The sequence below is a fragment of the Desulfosarcina cetonica JCM 12296 genome, from assembly GCF_001311845.1.
Taxonomy (GTDB): Bacteria; Desulfobacterota; Desulfobacteria; order Desulfobacterales; family Desulfosarcinaceae; genus Desulfosarcina; species Desulfosarcina cetonica.
Genome location: NZ_BBCC01000332.1, coordinates 1 through 3815, shown reverse-complemented (window position 1 = coordinate 3815; position 3815 = coordinate 1). Strand labels below are relative to the sequence as shown.

4 protein-coding genes and 1 pseudogene are annotated in these 3815 nt (G+C 63.0%); all 5 read right to left on the bottom strand.

The genetic code is table 11. The annotated features are described in order from the left end of the window. Nucleotides 1–199: 199 nt before the first annotated feature. Nucleotides 200–970 carry a cupredoxin domain-containing protein gene (locus JCM12296_RS33205; protein ID WP_246805257.1) on the bottom strand — a complete coding sequence of 257 codons (771 nt, stop codon included), beginning with the start codon at nucleotides 968–970 and terminating at the stop codon, nucleotides 200–202. A 27-nt stretch (nucleotides 971–997) separates the two neighbouring features. Next, nucleotides 998–1183, bottom strand: a pseudogene (locus tag JCM12296_RS51175) (hypothetical protein); the annotation flags it as partial. Nucleotides 1184–1203: 20 nt separating this feature from the next. After that, on the bottom strand, nucleotides 1204–1470 hold the full coding sequence (locus JCM12296_RS33200) for a hypothetical protein (protein WP_054702171.1): 267 nt from the start codon (nucleotides 1468–1470) through the stop codon (nucleotides 1204–1206). 25 nt (nucleotides 1471–1495) lie between these two features. After that, nucleotides 1496–2788, bottom strand: coding sequence for a multicopper oxidase domain-containing protein (locus JCM12296_RS33195; RefSeq protein WP_054702168.1), 1293 nt, complete (start codon nucleotides 2786–2788; stop codon nucleotides 1496–1498). 115 nt (nucleotides 2789–2903) lie between these two features. Next, a partial coding sequence (locus JCM12296_RS40655) for a choice-of-anchor Q domain-containing protein (RefSeq protein WP_218188417.1) occupies nucleotides 2904–3815 on the bottom strand: 912 nt, incomplete at its 5' end.

Sequence of the window (3815 nt, the reverse complement as noted above, 5' to 3'; positions counted from 1 at the left end):
TCCACCGCGGCCAGCTCCGCCGCCAAGGAGGGCGCTGCCGAAACGGCAAGGGCCACCAGCCCCAGGGCCGGCAATATCAACCTTTTGAAGCGTATCTTGATGTTCATTGCTCGTCCCTCCTTGTCTTAGGGAATCGGGGTGCCGGGCGGTTCGACGACCATCATGCTCATCATCCCGCCGGGAAAAATATCGAAATTGGTCAGTTCCTTCTCCGCGTGGGAGTGCCACATGAAGAAGTAGCCGGAATTGGGATTGAGGCCGCCTTCGCCCGGAGGCAAGACGCCGCCAGCCCCCATGAAGGGACTGCCGGACCACCAGCCGCCGAAGGCAGGTTCTGCTGCTCGGGCAGGACCACGGGAAGCGGCTTGCCGTGATCGGCGCAGTACTCGTGGTCGAAGGTCGATCCAGCCGAGACATCGCCAAAGCCGTCACCGTCGCCATCAACGCAACTGTGCGCCGGCATTCCATCCGCCGGGGTTCCGTAGATATCCCAACCCAACTTCTCACCGGTCCAGGTGAAGATCTGGTCGACCGTCTCTCCGGGAACCGACAGGGTGGTGAACTGGGAGCGCGAGTGCGGCAATAACCGACCGTCGCGGGCGATGATGTCGGCATTGTTGCCATGGTAGTGGAAGGGGTGCTGACCCTGGTCCCCGCCGACCAGCCGCATCAGCAATTTCTGCCCCGGTGTCATGCGCGGCGTGCAGTTGTAGGGCTGGTGGGGCAGCCAGGAGACGAAGGCATCGGCCAGATCGTCGGGGCCGGCCCGCCCGTTGAAGAACCAGTAGACCGGCCAGTAGCGCGTCATGTCGACTTCGCTGAAACGTCCCTGCTCGACCAGCTGGTGGATCACCGGATCCATCTGGGTCATCAGGAAAAGGTACTCGTGGTCGAAGCGCGTGTTCGCGTCGTTGTAGGCGTAATCCCCGCCCAGGCTCGGCCGCACGATGATGGCGCCGACCAGGCCCATTTCGATCTGCAGCTCGGGCTCGGTGCCCGAGTAGTAGGTGTAGGTACCGGGCTGGGTCGCCGTGAAGGTGTACGCGACGGGCGTGCCGCCCGGGCAGGTTTCCCGCGCCAACAAGCCGTCCTGGTCGCCCCCGTCGGCCGTCACCGCATGCCCGGGAAACACCATGGATGTACAGCGACCAAAGGGCAGCCCGCTGGTGAGGCTGATGGTCACGGTATCGCCCTGGTTCAGGATCAGGGTCGGCCCGGGGTATTGGGGGACATTGAACGGGTTTCCGGGACCATCGGTGGCACTCGTGCCTGGTAGCCCCAGAAGTGCACCGATCCTCCGTCCGGCGTGCTGATCTCGCCGGTGCCCGTGGTGAAATTGAAATTGGTCCCGGAGATGCCGTCGATGCGCACACCGGCCCGGACGCTGCCGGCAAACAGCAGCACCAGCAGGACGGTGACCGAAACCGCGAGGCCTCCGGCGGCCCGAATGATTCTATTGAGTCGGTTCATGACGTTCCTCCCATGGTTGAATGGATTAGTTGATCACGATCTCGGTCATCATGCCGCCGAAGTCTTCCTGGTAATTGCTCAGGTAGTTGAGGTTGGCGGCGTAGAGATAGTAGGTGCCCGGTGCGATACCGCTGGTGTCCAAAATCACGTCGGTCGACATGCCGCCGCCCAGGGACACGGAATTGGTCTGGTAATGCAACGGTGTCAGGCCGTCCTCGGTGCGCAGTTCACGGGAGTCGATGCCCACCACTTCCATGGGGATGCTGGGGCTGATCAGGGTGTGGATCACGGTGATGTTGAGGTTGGAGAGCCGCAGCAGGATTTTTTGGCCGGCCGTGGCGGTGATCAGCGAGCTCTCGGGTTGCGAATTCGCAGCACCGTTCAGGTCTTCGCCGGTGTCCGGGTCAAGGGGCTGGTGCATCGGGCCGGCGTTGATCGTGTCCGGATAACCCCGTCCATTAATCATCGGATAGGTGTCCCGCATCATGGCAAAGGGTAACGGCTGGACGTTGACATGATCCTCATGGAAGACATGGTCGAAGCCGCCGAGCTGAAGGGGATACTCGACATCGTAGGCAGTGGAGCCGTCACCGTCGTTGTAGGCATAGCCCATGGGTGCGCCGGGCGCCGTGTTGCCGCCCAGGGTTCCCGGTGCGATGCCATGCGCCGGGTCGCCGTCGAAGCTCTGTCGGGCCCTCACATAAAGGTTGCCCAGCATGCCCATCTGCATATGCTCGGTGGCCTCCACGTGGCAGTGGTACATAAAGGTGCCCGGTTCCACCAGGTTGTAGTAGTAGGTCAGGCTGGCGCCCATGTTGATGGCGATGGCCGACTCGGGCAGGCCGTCAAACACCGAGGCCGCATTGGGAAAGCCGTGGAAGTGGACGGTATGGGGGTCGAAGAGGTCAGGCCGCTTGAGCATGCCCACGTTGGTCAGGGTCAGGTAGAACTGCTTGCCCTCGTCCACCACGATCGCCGGCGCCGGCCAGGCGGCCGCCAGGATGCCGGCGGTCATCACCTGGTCGTCGGGGACACCGGTGGCGTCGAAAAAGCCGAAGGTATAAAGCGGCCGGTCATCGGCCATGGCGGCGAAACCGTCACCGCCGGTCAGGTGCATGCATTGGACGTTGGGATCATAATCGGGATTGGGTTGGTTGGATGGGGTTCCGTTGTTTCGGAAGAGGAACGGATCCGGAATGGAATCCCCGTTGAGATCGCCCGGGCACTGACTGCTGACCTGGGCCGTTGCCGGAACAGCGGCAAGCACCAGCAGCAGGGCCATCAGAAACGGAATCGATATTCGCTGGGTTGAATTCATGGTAGCACTCCTTCCATGGTTACCTTTTGTTGAACAGACGCGCCGTCACGGGACTCACCGCCGGCCCCGTCTTCCTCCCCCGTGGGAGAGGAAAACGAGGATTGGGACGGCCGACTCACGGCGTCGTAGACTCATCCGCACCGATGTCCGGAGAAGCGGTTCGGTTGTCGCCGTCGATGTCGGTCGCCGGCGTCGCGATTGAGCCGGCGTTCACCGCCGGCGATCCCGGTTCGATATGGTAGTCCCAGAGCAGATTCGGCGAGACATTGGGGTCTGCCACCAGCGTCAGGGGGCCATAGTTCGGCCGGATAAAATTGCCGCCCTCGTCGAAGGCCGGGTTGGCCTGGATGGCGGTGGTGATTTCGGGCTGGAACACGTCCGAGCGGGCGCCGTTAATGTAAGGCCGCGTGAATGCAGGATCCGCTGTCAGGTTCGACGGGTCATACCCGACCGTGTCGGTAAGAATGGAGGATATCGGGTTGAGGCTGCCATCGGCGCCAAGGACACCCAGGTCGCTGTAAACCGGAGCGTTGCTCGGGCAACCGAGACCGGTGATGGCACCGCCGATATCCGGGCAGAGCCCCCACACCGATCCACCCGCCGGGTCCACGGGGTTTCCCGCGGCGATCCTGAAGAAAAACTGACGGTTGTGCCAGACGATGGCATCCTGGAGCGCGGGGTTGGCGAATGTTCCGATGGGCCGGCCGGTGGCCAGCAGCAATGGGCTGTGGGCCCGGGCGGCAATGCCGGCACCGTCCTGGGGCGTCGACTGGTTGGGGTCGAGAAAAGCCGATCCCGCGGTTCCCAGGCTGTCGTTGTTGGCGATGGTATTGTGGAAGATGCGGACCTTGACGGCGTCCTGCAGGGAAATGCCGCCGCCGGCCAGCCCGGCCACGTTGTTGACGATCATGTTGTTGAACAGATCGACCCCGTACCAGGCGCTGTCATTGTTGTTGTTGGCCACATCCTGGCCGTTGACCATGGCCAGGCGGATGCCGCCGCCGTCACCGGAACCGGCGCCGTTGCC